Origin of the sequence: Streptomyces sp. NPDC096311 (assembly GCF_044763085.1) — a bacterium.
Classification (GTDB): domain Bacteria; phylum Actinomycetota; class Actinomycetes; order Streptomycetales; family Streptomycetaceae; genus Streptomyces.
In genome coordinates this window covers 120233-140718 of sequence record NZ_JBIWFN010000013.1, presented here as the reverse complement: position 1 = coordinate 140718, position 20486 = coordinate 120233, and the positions used below count along the sequence as shown (strand labels likewise).

14 protein-coding genes and 3 pseudogenes are annotated in these 20486 nt (G+C 67.5%); 9 read left to right on the top strand and 8 right to left on the bottom strand.

What is annotated here, in order from left to right:
* Positions 1–126: 126 nt before the first annotated feature.
* Positions 127–1170, top strand: a pseudogene (locus ACIRA5_RS30965) (UvrD-helicase domain-containing protein); the annotation flags it as partial.
* 49 nt (positions 1171–1219) lie between these two features.
* Here ACIRA5_RS30965 and ACIRA5_RS30960 read toward each other — a convergent pair.
* Positions 1220–1888, bottom strand: a complete 669-nt coding sequence (locus ACIRA5_RS30960) for a transposase (RefSeq protein ID WP_403696142.1) — start codon at positions 1886–1888, stop codon at positions 1220–1222.
* A 135-nt stretch (positions 1889–2023) separates the two neighbouring features.
* Here ACIRA5_RS30960 and ACIRA5_RS30955 point away from each other — a divergent pair, with 135 nt between their 5' ends.
* The 5 genes and pseudogenes from ACIRA5_RS30955 to ACIRA5_RS30935 form a co-directional block, all read left to right on the top strand.
* Positions 2024–2386, top strand: coding sequence for a MarR family winged helix-turn-helix transcriptional regulator (locus ACIRA5_RS30955; protein WP_403696551.1), 363 nt, complete (start codon positions 2024–2026; stop codon positions 2384–2386).
* The gene (locus ACIRA5_RS30950) at positions 2383–3816 is read left to right on the top strand and encodes an MFS transporter (RefSeq protein WP_403696139.1); all 1434 of its coding nucleotides are present in this window, start codon (positions 2383–2385) and stop codon (positions 3814–3816) included. Before ACIRA5_RS30955 ends, ACIRA5_RS30950 begins: the two co-directional genes overlap by 4 nt.
* A gap of 33 nt (positions 3817–3849) precedes the next feature.
* Positions 3850–4143 carry a DUF1330 domain-containing protein gene (locus ACIRA5_RS30945; protein WP_403696136.1) on the top strand — a complete coding sequence of 98 codons (294 nt, stop codon included), beginning with the start codon at positions 3850–3852 and terminating at the stop codon, positions 4141–4143.
* Positions 4144–4283: 140 nt separating this feature from the next.
* Positions 4284–4854 (top strand): annotated as a pseudogene (locus ACIRA5_RS30940) (IS5 family transposase); the annotation flags it as partial.
* Positions 4833–5586 (top strand): annotated as a pseudogene (locus ACIRA5_RS30935) (IS5 family transposase); the annotation flags it as partial. The pseudogenes ACIRA5_RS30940 and ACIRA5_RS30935, both read left to right, overlap by 22 nt.
* Positions 5587–5975: 389 nt before the next feature.
* Here the strand turns inward: ACIRA5_RS30935 and ACIRA5_RS30930 are convergent.
* The 5 genes from ACIRA5_RS30930 to ACIRA5_RS30910 all read right to left on the bottom strand — a co-directional run bounded on the left by ACIRA5_RS30930 (position 5976) and on the right by ACIRA5_RS30910 (position 14386).
* Positions 5976–6626, bottom strand: coding sequence for a DUF6338 family protein (locus ACIRA5_RS30930; RefSeq protein ID WP_403696133.1), 651 nt, complete (start codon positions 6624–6626; stop codon positions 5976–5978).
* Positions 6623–11407 (bottom strand): CHAT domain-containing protein, encoded by a 4785-nt coding sequence (locus tag ACIRA5_RS30925; RefSeq protein ID WP_403696130.1) that lies wholly within the window; start codon positions 11405–11407, stop codon positions 6623–6625. Before ACIRA5_RS30925 ends, ACIRA5_RS30930 begins: the two co-directional genes overlap by 4 nt.
* A 1048-nt stretch (positions 11408–12455) precedes the next feature.
* Positions 12456–13061, bottom strand: a complete 606-nt coding sequence (locus ACIRA5_RS30920; RefSeq protein ID WP_403696128.1) for a DUF6308 family protein — start codon at positions 13059–13061, stop codon at positions 12456–12458.
* Positions 13062–13149: 88 nt separating this feature from the next.
* On the bottom strand, positions 13150–13800 hold the full coding sequence (locus tag ACIRA5_RS30915; RefSeq protein ID WP_403696125.1) for a VWA domain-containing protein: 651 nt from the start codon (positions 13798–13800) through the stop codon (positions 13150–13152).
* Entirely contained in the window at positions 13778–14386 is a 609-nt protein-coding gene (locus ACIRA5_RS30910; protein WP_403696123.1) for a TetR/AcrR family transcriptional regulator, read from the bottom strand. Before ACIRA5_RS30910 ends, ACIRA5_RS30915 begins: the two co-directional genes overlap by 23 nt.
* Before the next feature lie 246 nt (positions 14387–14632).
* Between ACIRA5_RS30910 and ACIRA5_RS30905 the strand changes: the two genes are divergently transcribed.
* Together ACIRA5_RS30905 and ACIRA5_RS30900 are read left to right on the top strand one after the other, a co-directional pair.
* Positions 14633–15688, top strand: coding sequence for an aldo/keto reductase (locus ACIRA5_RS30905; protein ID WP_403696120.1), 1056 nt, complete (start codon positions 14633–14635; stop codon positions 15686–15688).
* A gap of 392 nt (positions 15689–16080) precedes the next feature.
* Positions 16081–16455: a winged helix-turn-helix transcriptional regulator gene (locus ACIRA5_RS30900; protein WP_403696118.1), complete on the top strand. Its 375-nt coding sequence runs from the start codon at positions 16081–16083 to the stop codon at positions 16453–16455.
* A 424-nt stretch (positions 16456–16879) separates the two neighbouring features.
* Here ACIRA5_RS30900 and ACIRA5_RS30895 read toward each other — a convergent pair whose 3' ends face one another.
* Together ACIRA5_RS30895 and ACIRA5_RS30890 are read right to left on the bottom strand one after the other, a co-directional pair.
* Complete coding sequence (locus tag ACIRA5_RS30895; protein WP_403696116.1) at positions 16880–17797, bottom strand: alpha/beta hydrolase; 918 nt, start codon at positions 17795–17797, stop codon at positions 16880–16882.
* A 174-nt stretch (positions 17798–17971) separates the two neighbouring features.
* Positions 17972–19021: a nuclear transport factor 2 family protein gene (locus ACIRA5_RS30890; RefSeq protein WP_403696115.1), complete on the bottom strand. Its 1050-nt coding sequence runs from the start codon at positions 19019–19021 to the stop codon at positions 17972–17974.
* A 69-nt stretch (positions 19022–19090) separates the two neighbouring features.
* Between ACIRA5_RS30890 and ACIRA5_RS30885 the strand changes: the two genes are divergently transcribed.
* Positions 19091–20086: a GlxA family transcriptional regulator gene (locus ACIRA5_RS30885; RefSeq protein WP_403696113.1), complete on the top strand. Its 996-nt coding sequence runs from the start codon at positions 19091–19093 to the stop codon at positions 20084–20086.
* Positions 20087–20486 lie beyond the last annotated feature (400 nt).

Sequence of the window (20486 nt, the reverse complement as noted above, 5' to 3'; positions counted from 1 at the left end):
CATACCGGCCTCCCCCACCTCCGGAGCGACGCACCCACCGGCACGCCGGAAGCGTCGAACCAGGAGCTCAAAGCGAACCCCGGCGAAGCTGCGCCCAGATGTCTCATGAGACATGGCTCAGGAGCTCTCAGCCGCCACCATGTACCGCGGCTTCGCCGCCTGGCGACATCTGCCGAGCACACCCAACTCGCCGACGTGGTCTTTCCGTTCGCGGTCAAAGCGTGGGCCGACCTTCAGAACCCCGACCAGGGCGTCGTCCACTTCGAACACGACCCCTATCGAAAAATGTGGGCCCTGACCCAGCCGAAGATCGAAGCGGACTTCCTCTTCCTCGACGAAGCCCAAGACACCAACCCCGCCCTGGAACAAGTCTTCCATGCGCAGCGCGACCACGCCCAGCTCGTCATGGCGGGCGACTCCGCCCAGGCCATCTACGGCTGGCGCGGCGCGCGCGACGTGATGACCGCTTTCGATGACGCAACCGCACTCACCCTCACCCGCTCCTTCCGCTTCGGCCCCCTCCTCGCCGAACAGGCCAACCGCTGGCTCGAACTCGCCGAGGCGCCCCTCCGGTTGACCGGAACCGAGACGATGCCGACGCAAGTCGGAGACATCGCCAACCCGGATGCAGTGCTGTGTCGCACCAACATCGGCGCCATGGCCGAGGTCATGCGGCTCCTCTCCGAAGGCCGCCGCGTCGCCCTGGCCCGTGGCGGATACACACTTGCCGCACTGGCGTTGGCCGCACGCGACCTCAAAGAAGGCCGCCGAACCAGTCATCCCGAACTCGTCCTCTTCGCTTCCTGGGGCGAAGTACAGGAACGCGGCGTACGACCCCGCAGGCGGCGACCTCCAGCCCTTCGTCGACCTGGTCGACACGCACGGTCCTGAGGCGATCCTCGCTGCGGTCGGCAAGCTCGCCGACGAGGAGGATGCCGAGGTAATCGTCTCCACCGCTCACATGGCCAAGGGCCGCGAATGGCCAACGGTTCGGATCGGTGACGACTTCCCACCCCCAAGGACACCGACCAACAGGATTCCGAGGTGCGCCATATCCCTGAACCCGTCAGCGATACTGACGCTCGTCTCGCCTATGTCGCGGTCACCCGAGCGCGTCGCCATCTCGATCTTGGTGGACTGTCCTGGATCGACAGCTACGTTGGAAACTGATTGACCATCACCTGTCGTACCGCCGCCGTCACAAGCACGCGATCCCGGTTCACATGAGGGGACCATGGTGCCCAGAGGACCGGACACGTGAGAGGCGGCCGCACCCGCGACGGCGGCCGGCCATCGCGCTCGGTGCGCGGCCGGAACCTGCCACGCCCGTCGACCAGGAAGTGCTGCACCAGGATCTGCCGGAGCACCTCGGCCTGCGCCGGGAGGGCGCGCCGGGGAAGCGGACATGGAGGCGCCCGAGCAGTTCGCGAGCGTCAGCGCCCACCTGGGCGAGCCGGGCGACGGGATGGCGGGGCTGGGAACACAGGCGCACCGGCCGCCCATAGCGCTCCGCCCACTCGGCGGTAACCAGCTCGTCCAGCACCTCCGGCGCGTGGTGGGCCATGGCCTCCAAGACGGCGCGGACCGCCTCGGTCACCAGCTCCAGGCGGGTCAGCTCCCGTGCGGCGGACAGGATGTGGGTGGAGTCGGTGCGCTGGGTGCCGCGGCCCTTGAGCAAGCCGGCCCGCCGGATCCGGGTGCGCGCGAGGCCCAGCAGCCGGTCGGCGCGGTCGCCGTCGGCGAGCCGGTCGCGGAAGTCGGACAGGACGCTGTGGTGGAAGCCGGGGTCTTCCAGCTCCAGGCCGAGGGCGTACTTGAAGTCGATGCGGCAGCGCACCGCGACGTCACCGGCTCCCAGCGGTCGAGGCCGCCCGCGCCAGTCGACCATTTCCATAAACTATAAATATAAAAAAGCTATGCTTCGAGCATGAGTCGTCAAGACGCCGCTCCTGGCGCGTCCGCCGCCATCGGGGCAGCCCTCTACGGCCTGGCCACCAGGGCCGCGAGACGCCTGCCCCGGGACATGAGCCTGACGTCCGCCGCCACCCTGGCCACCCTGGACCGGACCGGCCCGCGGCGCATCACCGATCTGGCCGCGGTCGAGGGCGTCACCCAGCCCGCGATGACCGCCCTGGTACGGGTGATGGAGGAGTCCGGCCTGGTCGAGCGGCGGGGCGACGCGTCCGACAAGCGGGTCACGCTGGTGTACCTGACCGAGGCCGGCGCCTCCTATGTCCGGACGCGGCGCCAGGCGGGCGTCCACGCGTTCGAGCGGTTGATCGGTGAGCTCACCGGCGACGAGGTCGAGGCGCTGGTGGCGGCTCTTCCGGCGCTGAAGCATCTGGCAGAGCTCGAAAGCCAGGACCGCGAAGGGCCGAAGCAGTGACCGGGCAGCCGGTCGGCGGGGTCGCGGTGAAGGCGTTCCCGGTGGCGCGTTCCGAGGCGCGGCTGCTGGTCCCCGCCCTGATGTTCATCGCTCTGGTCGTGGCGGCGGTCGCCAGCCTCGGGACGCCGCTCATCACCAGCGTGGCGACCTCGTTCCACGTCTCGCTCGGCAGCGCGCAGTGGACGCTGACCGTCGCGCTGCTCAGCGGCGCCGTCGCCACGCCGGTCCTGGGCCGGCTCGGAGCCGGCCCGCACCGGCGGGCCACGGTCCTCGCCACGCTGGCGGTCGTCGTCGCCGGCAGCGCGCTCACCGTGCTGCCGCTGCCGTTCGCGTGGCTGCTGGCCGGCAGGGCGGCCCAGGGCGTCGGGCTCGGGCTGACGGCGCTGATGATGGGCGTGGCCCGGGACCACCTCCCCGAGGAGCGCAGCGCGGCCGTGATCGCCCTGATCTCGGTGGTCTCGATCATCGGGGCCGGCGTCGGCTACCCGCTGGCCGCACTGCTCGCCGAGCTCGGCGGGGTACGGGCCGCCTACGGCCTCGGCCTGGTCGTCACCGCCGCCGCCCTCCTGACCGCGTGGCGCTCCATGCCCGAAGCCCCCGAAGGCCGCTCCGCCCACGTGGACGTGGCAGGCGCGGTCGTCCTGGCCGCTGCGCTGCTCCTGGTGCTGTTCCTCGCCGGCGAACGGAATCTGTGGAGCCGGCACCTCGCCTTGGCGGCGGGCCTCGCCGTCGTCGCGGTGGTGCTGCTCTGCGTCTGGGCCGTCATCGAGCTGCGCAGCACGACGCCCCTGGTCGATGTGCGGGCGGTGCGGCACCCGGCGGTCGCCGGGGCGAACCTCGCCATGTTCGTCGGCGGGATCGGCATGTACCTCCTGCTCACGCTCATCACCCGGTACGCGCAGACGCCGCACGGCGCCGGCTACGGCTTCGGACTGACGACCTTCGTCGCCGGGCTGGTCCTCATCCCGTTCTCGGTGCTGGGGTTCGTCGCCGGCAAGCTCACGCCGCGGGTCCGGACGCGGATCGCCGACCCCCTGCTCCTGGCCGGCAGCGCCGTCGTGGTCGGCGGCGGGTTCGCCCTGTTCGCGGCGGCCCGGTCGGACCTGGCCGAACTGTTCGCGGCGATGGGCGTGCTCGGCTTCGGCGTCGGCGGCTTCTCGGCCGCGATGCCCGGCGTCATCCTGGCCGTCACCCCCAAGAGCGAGACGTCGAGCGCCATGAGCTTCAACTACGTCGTCCGCAGCGTCGGGTACTCCCTGGGCAGCGCCATCGGCGGCCTGATCCTCGCCGCGGGCACCGACCCCGGCCACCTCTTCCCCGACGACAGCGCCTACACCACCGCGGCGCTGGTCGGCATCGGCGCCATGGCGATCACGACGCTGACAAGCCTCGCTCTCGCCCGCCGACGCTCGTCCGAGACCAACCCGTAAGTCAGATGCACTCATCCCCACACTGGAGGTTCCATGCCCAAGGGCTACTGGGTCAGCGTCTACCGCACCATTGCAGACCCTGAGAAACTGGCTGCTTACAACAAGCTGGCCGGTCCGGCCGTCAAGGCCGGGGGCGGTCGGACCTTCGTCCGTGGCGGTCGGGTCGTGGCGCATGACGCCGGAATCGCCGAGCGCACTGTCCTGATCGAGTTCGACAGCTTCGAGCAGGCCGTCGCGGCGCACGAGAGTGCGGCCTACCAGGAGGCGCTGGTCGCCCTCTCCGACGGCGTCGAGCGCGACTTCCGCATCGTCGAAGGCATCGACTGACCGAGGTCCAGTCGGATCTTCACTGAAGCTCAGAGCAAGGCATTCGGTTCGCTGCAGCGCTTACGGTGCGCTGGGCGGAGTGTTTGACAAGTCCATGGCCGGGTTCTGAGCCGTTGCGGCGCGGGCCGCCTGTCGTTGTCTTGAGCGTGTTGACCGATGCCCAGTGGGCCAGGATCGAGCCTCTGTTGCCGGACCGGACTCCTCGCCGAGGTGGACGATGGCGTGATCACCGGCAGGTAGTCGACGCGATCGTCTGGAAGTACCGGACTGGATCTCCGTGGATGGATCTGCCTGCCGAGTTCGGCTCGTGGAAGGGTGCCTACAGTCGTCTGCGGAACTGGGCGCTCGACGGGACCTGGGAGCGAGTGTTCACCGCCTTGCTGGCCCAGGCGGACGCCAACGAGGACCTGAGCTGGGTGGTGTCCGTCGACTCCACCGTCGTTCGAGCACATCAACATGCGGCCGGAGCCCGCAAAAGGGGGCTCCGGCCAACGAGCCCGCTGACCACGCCATCGGTCGCTCCCGAGGTGGGCTGACGACGAAGATCCATCTCGCCGCCGACGGCAACTGCCGACCTCTGGCCTTCGTACTCACGGCAGGACAGGCCGGCGACGCGCCCGCCTTCACTGACGTAATGGCACGACTGCCGTAATGGCACGACTGCGCATCCCCCGTCGTGTCGGACGTCCCCGGACCCGGCCGGACGTGGTCAGGTCGAGGGACGGCCGCGGGTGCCCGACTGTCAGGCCCTGTGCGGGATCCTGTTCGTCCTGCACACCGGCATCCAGTGGGAGTACCTGCCCCAGGAGCTCGGGTTCGGCTCGGGCATGACCTGCTGGCGCCGCCTGGCGGCCTGGAACGAAGCCGGCGTCTGGGACCAGCTCCACCAGCTGCTGCTGAACAAGCTCCGCTCGAAGAACCAGCTGGACTGGTCCCGGGCGGTGATCGACTCCTCCCACGTCAGAGCGGCTTGGCGAGGCCCAAAACCGGACCCAGCCCGGTCGACCGCGCACGCCCGGGCAGCAAACACCACATCATCACCGACGGGCAGGGCATCCCGCTCGCGGTGTCACTGACCGGCGGCAACCGCAACGACGTCACCCAACTGCTGCCCCTGCTGGACAAGATCCCGGCAGTGGCCGGAGTCGTCGGCCGGCCGCGCAGGCGGCCCGACATGCTCTTCGCCGATCGCGGCTACGACCACGACAAGTACCGCCGGCTCCTGCGCCAGCGCGGCATCCGGCCCGCGATCGCCGAACGCGGACAACCGCACGGGACCGGTCTGGGCACTTTCCGCTGGGCCGTCGAGCGGACCCAACCTCCTGGCTGCACGGCTTCCGCCGCCTACGCATCCGCTGGGAACGACGCGACGACGTCCACGAAGCCTTCCTCGGAATCGCCGTCTGCCTCATCACCCACCGCCACGTCAAGAGGCTTTGTTAGGGCCAGTAGGAGTCGGAGGGGCATGGAAGACCTGCAGTTGCTTGGGCCCCGGGAGTTGCCAGTAGGCCGAGGTCGATGCGTGAGGGGCGCATTGCTCCTACGGCTGAACTCTCGCACGGACAGGCGAAGCCGCCACGAACCGGCCCATGGCGGCCGTTGACAAACCCGGTTACGTCAGTCCGTGTCCGGTGTTCGGGTGTCGTCGGACGCGGTACTGCTCCCCGAGCGCCCGGGTGGCGGGCTGGCAGGTTTCTGCGGTGCGATCCGGGCGGTCGCTGTACGGGTGTCCTGTAGGTCTCGGCGGTCGCCGAATTCGCGCTCAGCGTGCTTACGGCGGCGGAAGGGCCAGATGCCTCGCATCGCAGTGTCTCCTTGGGGCCGGGAGGTGATTAGGGGTACAGCCATTCGACGATGTCACCGTCCTTGAGTGACACCCAGAGCCCGGCAGTCGCGGGCACCTGCTCGCCGATTGTGCCGTCCGGGGCGATGTGGTGCTGGTCCTCGATGAAGATGTCGCGCGATTCGGGGTAGGTACTGACGAACGATTTGGTGGCGAACCAGCCGCCGACCCATCGGCCGTCGCTGAGCCTGATCCGCACCCACCGGCCCTCCAGCCGGCTGGCGACCTGATCCCACGCTGTCGGCACGGGCGAGTTTGTAGTGCCGCGGGTCGGCACTTTGACCGGGAACCGGCCCATCACCGTTACCTGACGCCAGCGTGGCTCTCCATGCCGGATGTAGGCGAGCAGTGCTGGGACGATGAGGCCAAGGCAGAGGATGGCGAGAGCGGCGAGGCGAGGCTGCGCCCGCAGGGTGCCAGTGCCCTCGCTGACCCAGCTGACCGCCACCTTTCCGAGCAACATCACGTACACGGTGTCGAGTAGGACGCTGACAAGGATTGCTTGCAGAATCCGAGGTGACCAGTCCCGGTCGTGGGGACGGGTGCCGGAGACGGCCGCCCGGACTACGCCGTAGACGGTGCCGGGCAGGACCAGCACCAGGAAGACGGCGACGGCGTACGCGGTCGTGGGGATGGTCATCGGGGTCCCCTGCCGGCCTGTCGGTTCGCGCTGTCGACTCTGTCGGCCCAGTCCCGTAGCTCGTTGACCGCGGTGCCGAGGTCAGCGGGCAGCTGATCCGGCCCGGCAAAGTACTGGTTGATGTCGGCGAGCATTTCGTGGACGACGCTGGTGCCCGCGTTGGTCCGGTGCAGCGCAACGAAACTCTGGGCAAGTTCAACATGCAGGCGCACAAGGTCCGTTGGCCACCATCCCACACCCCAGGGGTGTTCCCGGAAAGCGCTGATCGCGGAGCGGAGATAGTCGATGGCAATGTCCGCCAACCCGACAGCATGGAAGACCTTGGCCGCATCGGCACTGGCAATGGAGCTGAACGGCTGGAATCGCCTGGTATCAGTGGGTACCAGCTCGGTGTAGAGAGTGACGGCGCGCACCGCCGCCTCCAGCAGGTGATGACGATCGGCGTCTCGGCGTGCCAGCCCGGACAGAATCGAGCCGGTGCAGTAGGCGGCGAGCGCGGCCCTTGCCCGTACGGGCTCGCGTTCGGTGGCCTGGCCAAGCAGGTTGAGCACCGCGGTGGGTGGCGCAGCGCCCATCACCTCCTCGGTACTCTCGCGCATCCGGGTTGCCAGTTCGTGGGCGGCTTCCCGCGTCGTCGACCACTCTCCGGCATTCATGTCGAGGTCGTACGCCACAATGAGCGCGTCGACGACCCTTGAGGTTGCTCCGAAGCGCTGTGCTTTCACCGCTGACTGGAGCAGCTCTCGCCGCCATTTCAGCAGGTCTTCCCGGGTGTGCTGGCGTCTTCGACCGTCCGCCACTGTCCTCAACACGACTTGGATGTGCACGCTGCGAAATGCCCGGCGTAGGCCGGTTGGGCGAAGCTGCTCCGGCCACGCGAGGGGCTGGCCCGTACGCAGCCACACCGTGACGGCGGCGTACATTATGAACGCCAGCAACATAAGCAGCGCGTATCCACAGAGCCGAACGAAGCCGTGGAATCCGAGCTGAACCTGCGGCCAGTACAGCCAATCCTGCCCGTAGGGCCTCTGCAGCTGCCACCGGGGATAAAACAGGGGTTTCAGCACGCTGGGTATCGCGGCCAGCCCCGCCGGGAGACTTCCCAGCCCGGCCAGCCAGCTCATCAGCCCGGCCAATGGTGCGACGGGCTGACCGACCGTGGCGATGAACCAATTGGGCGCCTGGCGCGGGCCCCGCAGTGCGGTGGCGATGTGCGCCGCTGCGGCGACCTCGACGCCTGCCAGGACCATGAATAGCGTAGCCTTCAGTGCTTCCAGCTGGCCCGTGTGGCACAGTAGCGAACCCGTCACGAGGACTCCGACAGCGGTTACCACGGCGAGCGCGAATATCGGCCACGTCAGTTCGGCGAGGTAGCCGGTTATGTACCGACGGGTATTGTCGTGGAGTCGACGGGGCTTAGTTCGCTCCTGCATTGCGGCAAAGGCCAGCAACTTTCGCCCGATCATGACGCGTGAGGGAGCGTACATTCTCCGGTGCCGACGAAGCCACCTACGCAGATGCTTCAGCGTGACGGAATCGGTAGCCGTCCTCAGGCCTTCGTTAAACTTTGCTACGCCGATGTTTTCCCGGACATGGTTGAGTACATCCAGAGGTTTTTCGATAGCGAAAGGTGCGGCGCTCCCGCGCGCGATCTGGAAGGCTTGGGCCGCGGTGACCATCGCAACGTGGTGCTTGCCCTGCCACTTGTAGAGATCGGCGAGTTCGGCGAGCCCCTCGATCCGAGTCTGATCGTCGTCGACATCTTCGGCGAGGTCCAGTGCCTCGACTAAAGCCTCCACGGCGGACTCAAAGTTGTGACGCTCATCCCGGTGCAGGGCCGCCATCATCCGGTACGTTCGGGCCTGGCCGGGCAGGTCGATGGCGGTCTTTTGCAACTCCAGCGCCTCGTTGTAAAGCTCTTCAGCCTCATTAATCAGGCCCATGTCCGCAGAAAGGCTGCCCAGACGTAGGCAAATGAGGCTTAGCGCCACGGCGGCGACCGACGGGTGAGATTTTGTGATCATCCGGGCGTTCCGGTAGGCAGTAAGGGCCTCGCAATACATTTTGCGCGAACGGTACAGGTCTCCGATATCGATGTGCACCAGGCAGACGGACCGGTGGTCCTGTTCGGCTTCATAGCGTGCGAGGGCTCGTCGCAGGTGTGTTTCGGCCTCGGTGTAGTGATTCTGCTTGAGGTCAGCAAGACCGAGGTATCGATAGGTGTCGGCGATGCCGAGTGTCGCCCCGAGTGCTTCCGCGCGTTCCCGCACCTGAACGAGCATTCCCTGGCCTTCGCTCTTTTCGTCGTTGCGAATGGCGAGGACGCCGAGCCGGCGCAGGGTCTCGACGATCTCTGCCTCGTCGCCGACCCGGCGGAATGTGACCAGGGCACGGTCAAAGTAGCGCTGCGCCCTGGTGTCATCTCCCGCGAGGACCCAGAGATCACCGATGCCCCGCGCGATGCGCGCCGCGTCTGCGGATGCCGGATCCACCCAGACCTGCGCGGTTTTGTAATGGCGCTGCGCCTGCGACCACTGGCCGAGGTCGGCCAGAACCCGGCATGCCTGGTCGTTGACCAGTAAGGCGTCGGCCAGTTCGCCGGCCGCCTTCAGATGGTCGCGGGCCTGGAGCAGCGAGACAGCGGGGTTGGCGGGCTGCCCGTCACGCCGCCAGTAGGCCGCGGCACGCCGGTGCGCGTCGGCCGCATCAGCAGGCCGCCCCCGCAGCAGGACACGAGCGACCCAGCGGTCGACGAGGTAGCGGTCACCCCCCTGAACGACCAGCCCTGCTGCGCAGAGGCGATCCAGCGCGGAGTCGAGCGCACCGTGACCCGGTGTTCCGAACGCATCAGCCCCGACCGGCACCTTGAATACCGCCACGTCCAGCAGCAACCGCCAGTCGGCGTCCACAAGTGGAGGAGCCAGGCGGACAGAGTCCGCTGCATCGTCGATGCAGGACTCAATGAGTCGATCCACCACGCCACTCCCGGGCGGCAGCCCCTGCCCCGTCCGCGCCGCGATCCCTTGGAAAATGCCCGGATGGCCTCCGACCGCCTGCAAAACTTGGTCCTGCGCATCTGCGTCCAGTGCAGGCAACCGTCGGGCGAGCAGGCGAGCCTCGACGGGGTGCAAAGGCCCGACCTGATGCTGGTGCACACGGGGGTTACCGGGAAGGTCGAATCGCCTGTGGGCGGTGAGGACCAGCGGCATGGTCGGCGTGAACTGGGTCCAGGCAGTGAAGAACCAGGCGAGTTGCTGGTCCGCGAGCAGACAGTTGGCTCCGTCCGGCTCCCCCGGAGGCAAGAGCGTGGCGTCGGATACCTCGGCAAGGAGCAGCAGCGGGCCGCATTGCAGCATCGCAGGCCAATTCATGTTGAGGTAACGGGCCCACGGACCGACGCCTTGCCACGGGGTCAGGTTCAGGGCATCAGCAATGCTGTCGAGGACACCACCAACACCTTGGTCACAGCCGATACGGACAATCTGTGGTGCTCCCGGCAACCGTTCGGCGAGGGCGTTGGCCAGGCTGCTGACCCCACTGCCGCCGAGGCCGTGGAGCGCTATGTGCGGCTCAGGAGACTTCAGGTGCCGTCCCAGGGTGCGCAGTTCGGCGCGGCGACCGATGAATGGGGAACGGGCCGCCCGCTGGGGTACCGGCCGTTGGGCGGGCGTGTACAGGGGGCCGGGATCTACCCGCGTGTACAGCGTCGGCACCCACCATTCCACCTGCGCCCGACCATGTGCCGTCCGATCGGCCTGCTTCCGCGCCTTCTCCAGGTCCTGGCGAGCCTGGGTCAACGCCGTCAGCGGATCGAGTCCGGCGTTTGCGGCGAGTAACTGGTAGAACATGCCAGCGAGTTCGGTCGCATAGAGGTCACTCACCGCCGCTGTCATGGCCAGGACAGCGGGGACCCCGTGCTGGAGCAGTCCCCGAGCCATCCCTGTGAACTCTTCCGCGTCCTCGAAGCCGGGCTGCATGCCCGACCCCGTAGAGCACGCCGAGAGCACGACGAGAGGTGGTACGTGACCCGAGGACACCAAGGCTGCGGCAAAGCGGGAGGTGGATACGTGGTCGGGGTAACCCTCGTCGTCTTCGAGCATCAGTACCCCGGGAGCGGCGTGAGCCGTCACGTGCAGGACGTGGAACTGTCCGGTATGCAACTTCGCTTCGACCGCCGCGAGGGAGCCCCACTCCAGTTTCTCGAACTGAGCTCCCTGACCACCGTGGACTGCGGGATCGGTCGCGGACAGGATCCGGTCGACTTCGGCTTCGTAGTCCAACCGCTCGGCGTCGCCGTGCTCAGGGCTGGCGACCACGGCGAGGATCCGTAACGGCCCGGCAGTCGGCGGGGCTGCCATCTGGGGCCGGTCCGGTACTGTACGAAACACCTGCAATCGCCGGTCTAGGGCGAACGGTTCCGACTGCCCCGGCAGTACCGTCATCTCCCACGGCAGATCAGTAAGGGCAGGGTCGACGACCTCAACCGCGAGCCGCAGCCCTTCCCCCGCCCGCAGCGCCGCAGCGAGAGCGGCACCGGCTTCCCCAACCAGGAAGTGCTCTCCAAGCCGTTTGCCGAGCCGGTCGAGGGCTATGACATATCGCTCGATCAGTGCGTCGGTCGCGGCAGCGCTGCTGCCCGCCCTGCGCCGCGCTTTCGTCACAGCCCGCAAATCTGCGTCAACCTGGGCCCGTTCCCGGCATAGACGGTGTCGCGCCATTACGTCGCCGTGCTCGAACGTCACCTCGTCGACGGTGATGCGCAGACGCGCGGGAACCCTCATATATGCACCCTAGAGTCACACACCGTAAACCGGCTGTCTTTTCCGACATTCACTGCGTGCGTGCGATCCGCCTCGCAGTCTCGGCCGCGGCGACCGCGTCCGTCGCACCCACGGGTCCGCGGCCCGGCGAGACGGATCAGGACGTCCTCAAGGACCCGCCCCGTCTCATCCGCGACCTGCACCCGCCCGGACAGCGGCGGCAGCGTCCGCCACACCCCGGCCACGGTGCCTCTGTAACCTTCACCCACACCACCGGCAACCGCCCCGACAACAAGCCCGAAGCCCACCGGGCCAGTTCGGCCCTGCGTACCGGAACGCCTCCTGCTTCTACGCCAGCGGCTGTGTGCCCAAGCACAACGACGCCAGAGACTTCTTGTCTCTCCGGACGGACGTCGGGCAGGTTCACAGCGCCACACGCTTGATCGCCCGCGGCATCGGCTACATGTGATGCAACAGCCGCATAGACCCGACCGAACTCGCTATCGAGATGCACCCCGAGGCCGAACCGAATGCGAGCAAGCCCGATACGTCCCCGGCGTACCCGCACTCAGCGTGATGCTCTTCAATACACTCGCCGTCGGCGAGGCCGTCACCCACTTCCTCCTCGCAGCCGTCGGTCTGCACGGGCCGACGACGACCCCGGATCAGGTATCCACTGCCCACGAACCCGCGAACGGCATCTCCAAGATCCCCTGGCAACCTCGGAGGCGACGCCGACGGAGAACTCGCGACCCAGCAGAAGGTATCCACTCGATCGATCTTGAACGGCTGCCGCTGGGCTACCATCACCGCAGAGGTCTCTGGTGCCACCTATCCTCGGTATGTGACAACTAGCGTCGGTGATCACACCGGTGTGACAAGGATTGCTGGTTGGCACCAGGCAACATTTGTGACCTGCACCGATGCCAACTAGGTTCAGCGACTGTAGGTACGGAATCAGAGAGATAGTTGACACTTTGGTACAGCGCAGGTCACAGGGCGTGTCGCTGGAGCAGGAGATCCAGCTGTCCTCCGGGCGTGAGGCTCCCCCGTGTGCGGCCGACGGACTTCAGGTCCAGATACAGCTTCCCTGTTGATGATCTGTACGGTGATGCATCCAGACCACCACGTCACAGACTCGCAGCACACTGACGGTCTCGGGGAGGCCGGCGGCCTGCCGTAGGGCCATCAGCTCGTGATGCAGCGCCCAGTTGTCGACACGCAGCGCGGCATGCAGGTCGAGCCAGAAAGACTTGGGCCGCCCGAGGACGCATCGAACAACCCGATCGTAGACAGGCAGCAACCGCGGGCGCTTCCTGGCGAGGAGCTTGCCGGCCGCGACCCACCCGATTCCAGGCTGGTCACGAAGAAGGTGCCAGGCAGTGTGTGCCGGCGATCCGTCGGCCAGGTCGGCAGCCTCGACCATGTCGATGTCGAAGCGAACACTGCTCAGCAACTTGGACACCCGGACACCAAGGTCGCCTTCAAGGAGGTCCAGGGCGGCCTGCGCGGGAATCCTGACCGACAAGGTCTGCACCGCGATCAGGTCATCAGCGGTCACTGAGTTCGCGACTGCCGGGCGGTCACCCCCTCCAGCGAGGTGCTCGAAACGACTTCCCGTGAACGGCACCGCTTCGCGCGGCAGGCCGGTGCCAAAGTAGCGCTGGAGGTTCAAGACAGCCTGATCGGAGGTGATGAGGCTGCTCAGCTGGTGACTCAGCGACCGTGGGGCAGCTGTGGGCACGGGCTAATCCGAAGCTGGTTCAGTGCCGCAACCAGGCGGCGAAGGCATCGACGAGGCCGGCGTAGAACCGCTCGTCGGGCACGGATCCCGGGTTCTTGCTCGCGTCGTAGAAGGCGACGTTGGTGAAGGTGACAGAGGCGGATGCGTTGAGGTTCTTGTAGAACGCAAGCTTGCCGCGCCCGAACCCGACGAACAGCCAGAAGACTCCAAGTGATGCAGTGTTCTGCAGCAAAGAGCGGACCTCGGCCTTGTCCCAGGGCTCATCACCGACCTGGGTCACGATGAAGGCGGGATCAGCGGCTCCGGATTCCTGGTAGTGCCCTACTGCTCGACGCATGGCCTCGGCGACATCGCCCCACCCCCAGTCAACCTGCGTGTGCAGCTGCCCGATACGACCACGGTAGTTGTCCAGCCGGATCTCCTCCAGGAAGGGTTCCTGTCCGCTGGAGAAGATCACGGGCACGGTGCCGTCGTCGTCAAGGTTGGCCGACAACGCGAGTACACGCTCGGCGAAGGCCTGTCCTCGGCGGGCGGCACCTCGCGCACCACCACGCGAATGGAGGCTTCCGGCCGGCTTCCAGACGGTCGGCCCGCTTCGCCGTTCGTCTGGAGTGGTGACGCTTTCGCCAGGGAGGTTGCCAATTTCATCACGGGGATTCCGGGCCGACATCGGCGAGGGCCGCATCGACCAACAACTCAGCGATGGATCGCGCGCACGCGCCGGTGTGGCTGCTGTTGAGTACAGTGCCGCGTGCGGCCGCGCCGTCGAAGAGCAGCGCCAGTTGCTCACCGAGGGTTTCGGGGTCGGCGACGCCGACCCCCCGTGCGATCTCCGTGAGGCGGCGGGCGAACTCCCTCTTGTACTCCGCGGCCAGCTGGTGGGCGGAGTGCCCAGGGTCGGGCACCTCGACGCTCACGTTCAGGAACGGGCATCCCCGGAACGGGGCGGTGGATTCCGTCGGCTTCCAGTCGAAGACAGCGAGGAGCTGATCACGCGGGTTCCGTGCCGGTTGGGCGGGTGACGAGTGAACGGGCAGGAGAGCGTCCACCACAGACTGCAGGTATGCCCCGACGAGCTCGTCCTTACTGGGGAAGTGCGTGTAGAGAGTGCGTTTCGACACTTCGGCGACGGTCGACAGCTGATCCATCCCGGTCGCGTTGATTCCTTGCGCCGTGAACAGCTCGGTCGCCGCTCTGAGGATCCGCTCCCGGGCGCCACGCCCACGGCGCCGGCGTACTGGCTGAGTTTCGGTCACAGCCTTAAGGATACCGATCGTTTTACATAGACCGGCAAGCCCGCTACGGTGGAGCCTTAAGTAGACTGATCGTCTTACTTAGTCACATGGCATCGCGCCACCGCGGATGGGTGGTTCGTCGGCGCCGCATCCGTTCAGGGCGGGTTCGGCGCTCCCTGTCGCCACGCCGGGCTACCGTCCCGACACGCGCCCGATCCGCTACCGCCCGCCCCGACCACGATGCGAAATCAGCACCAAGGAGACCTGATGCGTTACACGACCTTCGGACGCCGGACAGGACTGCGTGTTTCCGAGTACGCACTCGGCACAGGAAACTTCGGCACCGGCTGGGGCGCCGGTGCCGAGCCGGACGAGGCGCGCCGCATGTTCGACCGGTTCGCCGAGGCCGGCGGAACGTTTCTCGATACCGCGGACGGCTACCAGTTCGGTGAGTCGGAAGAGCTGGTGGGGAAGTTCGTCGCCGCCGACCGGGACCACTTCGTCCTGGCCACCAAGTTCACCAACGGCGCCGCCCCGCGGCCCGGCATCTCCAGGACGGGCAACAGCCGCAAGAACATGGTCGCTTCGCTGGAGGCGAGCCTGAAGCGCCTCGGCACCGACTACATCGACCTGTACTGGGTCCACTTCCCCGACGACCTCACGCCCATGGAGGAGATCCTGCGCGGACTGGACGACCTGGTCAGGTCCGGCAAGATCCTCCACGCCGCCCTGTCCAACTTCCCCGCGTGGCGTGTCTCCCGCGCCGCCACCCTCGCGGAGCTCAAGAACTGGGCACCGGTCGCGGGCATCCAGATCGAGTACAGCCTCATCGAGAGGACCGCCGACCGCGAGCTGCTGCCGATGGCCGAGAGCCTGGGGCTCGGCGCCGCCCTGTGGTCCCCGCTCGGCGGCGGACTGCTCACCGGCAAGTACCGCGGCAGCACCGAGGGGCGGCTGACCGATCTCAAAGCGGTCATCCACACCGAGAGCACCGAACAGAAGACAGCCGTCGTCGACACCGTCCTGGCCATCGCCGAGGAGACCGGCGCAACGCCCGCCCAGGTGTCGGTTGCCTGGCTTCGTGAACGTGCCGCCCAGGCTTCGACCTCGTTCATCCCGATCATCGGCCCGCGCAATCTCACGCAGCTCGACGACTACCTGGGCGCTCTGGACGTTCAGCTCACCCCGAAGCAGTGGGCACGCCTGTCCGACGTCAGTGCAGTCCCGTTCGGAGTGCCCCACGAGGCGATCGCCGGCGTCCATAACGCCGTCCAGGGCGGTGACGCCTCCCTCATCGCCCAGCCCGCCGTACCCACGGCCTGAGCTGCGGATCCTGCCACTGTCGGACACCGTGCCGTCGACGCTGCTTTCCGTCCCGCATCGTGCGCACGGTCCGGGGCGGTGCCATCCGCCTATGGCTGCGGCGGGTCCCACCCGGCCCTCAGAGCCCCGTCGTGTCGATCGATTTCCGCGGGGAGCCGATGGTGCGTTGGCGGTCGGCCATCTCGCTCACCGGTTCGGCGGTCCGCCGCCGAACCGACCGCTGGCACGGTCGGGCCTCGCGTGTCGCGAAAGCTCCTGGCCGACGCGTGTCGTCGGTGACCGTACCACCGGCCTGCCGGTAACCCCGCAGACGAAGAAGAGAGACCACGATGCCGCTTTCCCCATCAGTGTCGGTGGCAACCTCGACCGCACGACCGCAGCGAGAGGGAACCATGGAGAGGCGGGGCGGCACGGGCGAGCGGCGCAAGCAGGGTAGGAGCCGCCAGGTGGACGCGGTGACCACGCGCGTCTTCGATCTGCTGGGCAAGCGTTGGAGCGGTCCGCTCATCGCCGTGCTCCTCGCCGGCCCCGCGCACTTCACGGAGTTGCACCGCGCTGTTCCCGGCATCAGCGAGCGCATGCTCTCCGACCGGCTGGCCTACCTGGCGGCAGCGGGCCTCGTCGTGCGCGAGGTGAGGCCAGGGCCGCCACTGCGCGTGCGCTATCGCTTGACGCAGGCCGGAGTGGCGATCCGCCCGGCCCTGGAGGAACTCCGAGTCTGGGCACTGGCCCACCTCGGCGACCCTGCTGGGGACGATCCTTGCTGACCACGTGAGGAGGGGTGATGAACCCGGCGGCGCACCCGCCGGCACCACGGTCGCACGATGTCGATGCGGAACGGGGCGGACGGCGCTGTCGTTGAAGGTGTGGTTGTTGTGTCCTCACCGGTTCCGTATATCGGGACGCGCGGCCGGGAGTTGCTGATCGTTGAACCTCGGCGGGGCGACAGATCCCGGGCCCAGCGAACGCCGGACGGAAGAGTCCGCCTGGAATTCACTGGGCCCGTCACCCAGTTGGTTGTGGAGTGCTACCCAGCCACCTGGGCACCGGCCCTCCGCCCGAGCCCGGCGAGATCAACCTCGCCAGAGATCTCATATCCCCGGCGCGATGTCCCGGAGGTGAAGCGGGCATCCAAGCACGCCCATCGCACCTTCCACGCACCCGATCCCGCCATGGCTGAGCCCGGGCCGATCAGATCTTGATCTTCTCGCGGACCCACGCGCCGATCTGAGTGATCGCGGCGTCGACCTCCGGAACGCGGCCGGCGCCGAAGACGTACGAGTGCTGGCCTCCGGGAACCACCACGGTCGCCGTGTCGATTCCGGCGTCCTTGACGCGAGCGGCGAACTCCTCGTCCTCACCGGCGAGGATCTCGTAGGTTCCCCACGAGACGAGGGTCGGGGGCAGACCGCTCAGGTCCGCCCGGTTCAGATTGATCCTCGGGTCCGTGAACGCGATGCCCGTGCCGCCGACCCAGGACTCCCGGAAGAACTCCAGGATCCCCTTGCTGAGTATCTTGTCCGTCTCGGCGTTGGTCTCCATGGTCTCGTTGGCGATCTCGAGGTCGCACCAGGGGGAGATCGACACGATGGCGCCGGGCAGCGGCTGCTTCTTCTCGCGGAGGCGAAGCGCCAGAGCAACAGCGATGAACCCACCGACCGAGTGACCGATGGTGATGATGTTCCCCGGCGCATATCCTTCGGAGAGCAGCCAGTTGAAGGCCGCCTCCGCATCATCCAGCTGAGCCGGGTACTTGTGTTCCGGCGCCCGCCGGAAGTCCAGGACCAGCACAGGGACGCCTGCGGCCTTGGCGATATGACCTGCGAGCTTTCGGTCGACGAATGCCGACGACACCACGGAGCCGCCAGCGTGCCTGTGCAGGAGAACGTAGTCGGTGTTCGAGTCGACCGGTTCGCACCACATTCCCAGAACTCCGCCCGCGTCCACCTCCCGATAGGTGACGCCTTCCGGCTCCCGGGCCTTGAGATGGACGCTCTCCACCCGGGTGCGCGTCGCGTCCAGCTCCGATTCGGGAATCGCCAGTCCGGCCATCCAGTCCGCGAATTCGATCGCTTCTGGGCTCAGCTCAACGGCGGCGTGATCAGACATGTGGCACCTCCATGGGGCCTGTTGGGCACACCCGGCCCGCATACGCCGTCCCGTCGGAACCCGTCAGGAACGAGGCGTCTTGAGGGGTGTGCAGTCGATTGAAATGCAATGGCCGGCCCTTGCACGGGCCGCACGGTCAAGGGGCGAGTGGCAATGACGACGCCCCGGAGGCCGTCAGAACATCGTGTTGTCGTTGGCGGAGGTCTCCGGCACGTCCTGCACGGCGTCCCAGTGCTCGACGATCCTCCCGCCCCGCACCCGGAAGAGGTCCACGACCGCCTGGCCGCGTTCGCCGGGCACGTTGACGGTGTGGCTGTGCACGGCCACCAGGTCACCCTCGGCGATCACCCGCTTGGGGGTGGCCACCAGCTGCGGAAACTGTGCGTAGTAGGCCCCCAGTCCGGCCTTCGCGCCCGCCACACCGTCGGGGATGTACGGGTTGTGCTGGTGATACTCGGGGCCCACGTAGGTGTCGATGGCAGACAGGTCCTTCTTCACCAAGTACTGCTCGACGAACGCGGTGACCAGCTTCTCGTTGTACGTGGTGAGGTACGCGGGGCCCGGCGCCTCGGTCTGCGGCCGGCTGATCGTGGAGAACATGTCGTTGCCGTTGGCCGTGGTTGCCGGCACGTCCTGCAGCACGTCCCAGTGCTCGGCAATCTTCCCGCCCTGGAAACGGAAGATGTCAAAGGCGGCGATCCCGCGGGTACCGGGAGCCAGGACGATGCTGGAGTGCAGGAGTACCAGGTCGCCCTCGGAGATGACTCGCTTGATGTCGTACGTGGCATCCGGGTACTGCTGCCGCCAGGCGGTCCCGAAAGCCTTGAGGGCCTCGGCACCGTCGGGAGCCAGCGGGTTGTGCTGGACGTAGTCCGGCCGTACGAAACGGTCGACGACGCTCATGTCTCCCCGCTCGAAGACACCTCTCAGAACCTGGACGGCGACCGCCTTCTGGTAGCCGAGACGGGTGTTTTCGCCGTACCCGGCAGCAGAGATCCCCGGCTCTCCACCGCGGCCGGGAACCTGGGAGAGTGGGGCGGCCGTCGAGGAGTCGGCAGCCGCGGCGGGGGCAACGCCGACAGCGGTGAGCGCGATCGCCGCGATCGCGGCGGCGAGGGTGCGGCGGCGAACGGATGCGATGGTGTGCACGGGGCTCTGGTCTCCGAACTCGGTGGAATCGTAGGTGTCTTGACCGACGGCCCGCATGGTGTCGGTATGCGTCATGGGTCCAGCGTGGCTGCCGCCAGTGTTCGCTACCATGGCATGAACGCCAACTTCCGACGGGATCCTGCCATGGCGCACACTCACCGAATCGTCGTTCTGGCCGTCGACGGGGTGTACCCCTTCGAGCTGGGCATTCCCAGCCGGGTCTTCGGAGCCGCGAACGGCCGCTACGAGGTCCTCACCTGCAGCGTCGACGGCCGACCGGTCCGCACCAACTCCGATTTCTCGATCACCGTCGAGCACGGCCCGGAGGCGCTGCGCACCGCCGACACCGTCGTCATCCCACCCTTCGTCACCACCGCCGTCACCCGGGAGGTTCCGCAGTCCGTGGTGGAGGCGCTCGCATCTGCGGCTCCTGGCAGACGCCTCGTGTCGATCTGCACCGGCGCCTTCGTCCTCGCCGCCGCCGGACTCCTTGACGGACGGCCCGCCACCACACACTGGGTGGTCACGGACCTCTTCCGCGAATGGTTCCCCCAGGTCGCCCTGAATCCCGACGTCCTGTTCATCGACGACGGGGACGTGCTGACCTCGGCCGGCGCCGCCTCCGGGCTCGACGTCTGCCTGCACATCATCCGCAAGGACCACGGCAGCGAAGTCGCCAACCAGGTGGCACGCATGTGCATCGTCCCCCCGTGGCGCGACGGAGGTCAGGCGCAGTACATCCAGCACCCGGTACCCGAGAGCAAGGCCAGCGGGACGGCCGCCGCCCGCCAGTGGGCCCTGGAGAACATCCACGAGCCGATGACCCTGACGGAACTCGCCGAGCACTCCCACATGAGCCTGCGCACCTTCGCCCGCCGCTTCACCGAAGAAGTGGGCATGAGCCCAGGACGCTGGCTGATCCAGCAACGCGTCGACCGGACACGACACCTCCTGGAAACCACCGACCTGCCGGTGGACGAGATCGCCGGCCAGGTCGGCTTCGCCGGCGGCACGTCACTACGAGAACACCTGCACGCCGCCATCGGCGTCTCGCCGCTCGCCTACCGGCGCACCTTCCGCGGAGCCCTGTCGCCCGATCCGCTGGGCACCACCGCACACACCACTCTGCGAACACGATGATGAACCGGCCCGGCATCGGAGCCGCGCCGAGAACCGGGAACGAGCGACTCGATCACGTCCGGCGACTCCGGTGTTGTTCCATGACCGACTTCAGTTGACGCATCGACAACGCACAGGGCGATCCCTGCCCGCAAACTGCGAGGCGGCCCGTTCACCACGAGTGGGCCGCCGGCGTGCTCACCGAAACGATCGCGGGTGCCGAGCAGTACGCCCGCGGAGTCGTCACGCGCCTCGGCCCCGCGGGCACCATGCCCGAGGCGCTGCGACAGCAGGCAGCCGCGAGCGAACAGGCACTGGCCGCCGCGTGCGTGGACATCGGGCACGGCCCGCGTGGCGACGGGCGCCGGGAGTCGTTTCCGACTTGCTCGCTTCACCACGGGGTGCAGCAAGCGGAAGACTT

Excerpts from the sequence above, each read along its gene's own strand:
- ACIRA5_RS30960 (WP_403696142.1), bottom strand. The coding sequence starts at position 1,888 with ATGGTCGACTGGCGCGGGCGGCCTCGACCGCTGGGAGCCGGTGACGTC.
- ACIRA5_RS30905 (WP_403696120.1), top strand. The coding sequence starts at position 14,633 with ATGCGTTACACGACCTTCGGACGCCGGACAGGACTGCGTGTTTCCGAG.
- ACIRA5_RS30890 (WP_403696115.1), bottom strand. The coding sequence starts at position 19,021 with ATGACGCATACCGACACCATGCGGGCCGTCGGTCAAGACACCTACGAT.
- ACIRA5_RS30900 (WP_403696118.1), top strand. The coding sequence starts at position 16,081 with ATGGAGAGGCGGGGCGGCACGGGCGAGCGGCGCAAGCAGGGTAGGAGC.
- ACIRA5_RS30915 (WP_403696125.1), bottom strand. The coding sequence starts at position 13,800 with ATGTCGGCCCGGAATCCCCGTGATGAAATTGGCAACCTCCCTGGCGAA.
- ACIRA5_RS30930 (WP_403696133.1), bottom strand. The coding sequence starts at position 6,626 with ATGACCATCCCCACGACCGCGTACGCCGTCGCCGTCTTCCTGGTGCTG.
- ACIRA5_RS30925 (WP_403696130.1), bottom strand. The coding sequence starts at position 11,407 with ATGAGGGTTCCCGCGCGTCTGCGCATCACCGTCGACGAGGTGACGTTC.
- ACIRA5_RS30955 (WP_403696551.1), top strand. The coding sequence starts at position 2,024 with ATGAGCCTGACGTCCGCCGCCACCCTGGCCACCCTGGACCGGACCGGC.
- ACIRA5_RS30895 (WP_403696116.1), bottom strand. The coding sequence starts at position 17,797 with ATGTCTGATCACGCCGCCGTTGAGCTGAGCCCAGAAGCGATCGAATTC.
- ACIRA5_RS30945 (WP_403696136.1), top strand. The coding sequence starts at position 3,850 with ATGCCCAAGGGCTACTGGGTCAGCGTCTACCGCACCATTGCAGACCCT.
- ACIRA5_RS30885 (WP_403696113.1), top strand. The coding sequence starts at position 19,091 with ATGGCGCACACTCACCGAATCGTCGTTCTGGCCGTCGACGGGGTGTAC.